The 2,565-nt window shown below is 63.3% G+C and carries 2 protein-coding genes; both read left to right on the forward strand.

What is annotated here, in order from left to right:
- Nucleotides 1-164: 164 nt before the first annotated feature.
- The gene (gene istA / locus CH292_RS27570) at nucleotides 165-1,682 is read left to right on the forward strand and encodes an IS21 family transposase (RefSeq protein ID WP_143545835.1); all 1,518 of its coding nucleotides are present in this window, start codon (nucleotides 165-167) and stop codon (nucleotides 1,680-1,682) included.
- Nucleotides 1,679-2,491, forward strand: coding sequence for an IS21-like element helper ATPase IstB (gene istB, locus CH292_RS27575; protein WP_094627624.1), 813 nt, complete (start codon nucleotides 1,679-1,681; stop codon nucleotides 2,489-2,491). The genes istA and istB overlap by 4 nt, the downstream gene beginning before the upstream one ends.
- The last annotated feature ends 74 nt before the right edge of the window (nucleotides 2,492-2,565 follow it).

Raw genomic sequence — 2,565 nt, forward strand, 5'->3', positions numbered from 1 at the left:
TGTCCGTGGCCATGACAAAGTACCCACTGGTGGCCAGGTTGAGGTCCCCACTGGTGGCCAGATAAAAGTCCCCACCCCGTGTTCGTCGTGTCGATCAGGAACTTTTGGCCCGAGCGGTGACGGTGAAGGTGCCAACCACACACCGCACCACCCGGGGAGTTCCATTGAAGTCTGCGAGGGACCGTATGGACATCATTTCCACCTACAACCAAGTCGGGTCGTATCGAGCAGCCGCCGAACTGTGCGGCACCACCCACAAGACCGTCAAACGCATCGTCGAGCGATTCGAAGCCGAACAAGCAGGCCACAGCCCTGTTGCTCGTGCCGAACGTGAACACAACTACGACTCGGTCGCCGAGCTGGTCACCGAACGCGTCGAGAAATCCCAAGGCCGGATCTCCGCGAAACGAATCCTGCCGATCGCCCGCACCGCCGGTTACGACGGATCGGACCGCAACTTCCGCCGCCTGGTCGCCGAGGAGAAAGCGAAGTGGAGAACCGAGCATCACCGCGGCCGACGTCCAGCAGTATGGGCGCCGGGTGACTACCTGGTCATCGACTGGGCCACAGTCGGTGGTCTGCACTTGTTCTGCGCTGTGATGGCCTACTCGAGGTGGCGATTCGCGTCCTTCGCTACCGACGAGAAAGCAACTACCACAATGGCTTTGATCGCGGAAGCCCTCGCGCTGGTCGGCGGCGTCCCAGCGAAAGTACTCGCCGACCGAATGGGCTGCCTCAAAGCCGGGGTCGTCGCCAACGTCGTCATACCGACACCGGACTATGTCCGGTTCGCCACCCATAATGGGTTCGCACCGGACTTCTGCCACGCCAACGATCCGCAGTCGAAGGGGGTGGTGGAAAATCTCGTCGGCTACGCCCAACGCGATCTAGCGGTTCCGTTGTTCACCGAAGCGGCAGTCGACGGCATCACCGTCGACGTCCATGCAGCGAATGCCGCAGCGAGAAGCTGGTGCGCGGAAGTCAACGCACGGGTGCATTCGGAGACCTGCGCCATCCCCGACGATCGATTGGAATCGGAGCGAGAGTTGTTGTCTCCATTACCGTCGCTGCGTTTGGAGATCGGACCGCCTCCGGTCACCCGCAAGGTCGACCGCCTCTCATGCGTCCGGTTTGCCTCGGCCCGATACTCGGTTCCGGTGAAGTTCATCGGCCGGGCGGTGACGCTCACCCAGGTCGACGGACGGCTGGTGATCGTCGACCCCGCCAGCGGCGAGGTCCTGGCCGAGCATGGACTAGCGCAGCCGGGAACAGCGTCGGTGCTGGACGAGCACTACGACGGCGCCCGGCCCGCACCGAACAGAGGTCCGCGCCCGAGAACGACTGTTGAGCAACAGTTCTGCGCACTCGGACCGGGAGCGGAGCAGTTCCTGGTCGGCGCCGCGGCAATCGGTAACACCCGGTTGTCCTCCGAGCTCGAGGTGCTTCTTGCGCTCGGCGCCGCGCACGGCCATGAGGCGTTGGTCGGGGCGTTGACCCGCGCCGTGGCGTTCCGGCGGTTCAGAGCTGCTGATGTCCGTTCGATCCTCGCAGCAGGAGCCGGCACACCCCAGCCGCGACCTGCCGGCGATGCACTGATTCTGGATCTGCCGACCGCGCCGACCCGATCCTTGGATGCCTACGCCATCCATCCATCTTCCGGTGACCAGCAGGTGCCGTCATGACAGAACCGCAGAGTTCGACTACCACCGACAAGCTCAAGACCGCTGCACCGCAACAGGTTCCCGAACTGGCAGCCGATCTCGATGCGGGGTTGCGGCGACTCAAACTCGCTGCGATCCGCAGGACCGCACCCGAAGTGCTATTGACCGCCAAGACTCAACGCTGGACACCGGAGGAAGTGCTGCGGACGCTGGTCGAGTCCGAGCTCGCAGCACGGGACGCCTCGAACATCGTCAACCGGCTCAAAGCGGCCGCGTTCCCTGTTGCGAAGACATTGGAATCGTTCGACGTCGCAGCGTCGTCGATCCAGCCGAAAATCTTCGACTACCTCTCCAGCTTGGAATGGGTTCGGACGCAATCGAATCTAGCGATTATTGGGCCCGCGGGGACCGGGAAGTCGCACACCCTGATCGGGCTCGGCGTTGCAGCGGTCCACGCCGGGCACAAAGTCCGCTACTTCACCGCCGCCGATCTCGTCGAAACGCTCTATCGCGGTCTCGCCGACAACACCGTCGGCAAGATCATCGAATCACTGCTGCGGGTCGATCTGATCATCGTCGACGAAATGGGATTCGCCCCGCTCGACGACACCGGCACGCAACTGCTGTTTCGGCTCGTCGCCGGCGCCTACGAACGACGGTCGTTGGCGATCGCCTCGCACTGGCCGTTCGAGCAGTGGGGTCGGTTCCTGCCCGAGCACACCACCGCAGCGTCGATCCTCGACCGGCTGCTCCATCACGCCACCATCGTCGTCACCGACGGCGAGTCCTACCGCATGAAAGACGCACAACACCGAAAGGACCGCCCCTGACCAACCGGAAACATCAACACGGGGTGGGGACTTTTACTTGGCCACCAGCGGGGACTTCATCTTGGCCATTGACA

It is taken from the genome of Rhodococcus sp. 14-2470-1a (assembly GCF_002259425.1).
In the GTDB taxonomy this organism is placed as follows: domain Bacteria; phylum Actinomycetota; class Actinomycetes; order Mycobacteriales; family Mycobacteriaceae; genus Rhodococcoides; species Rhodococcoides fascians_E.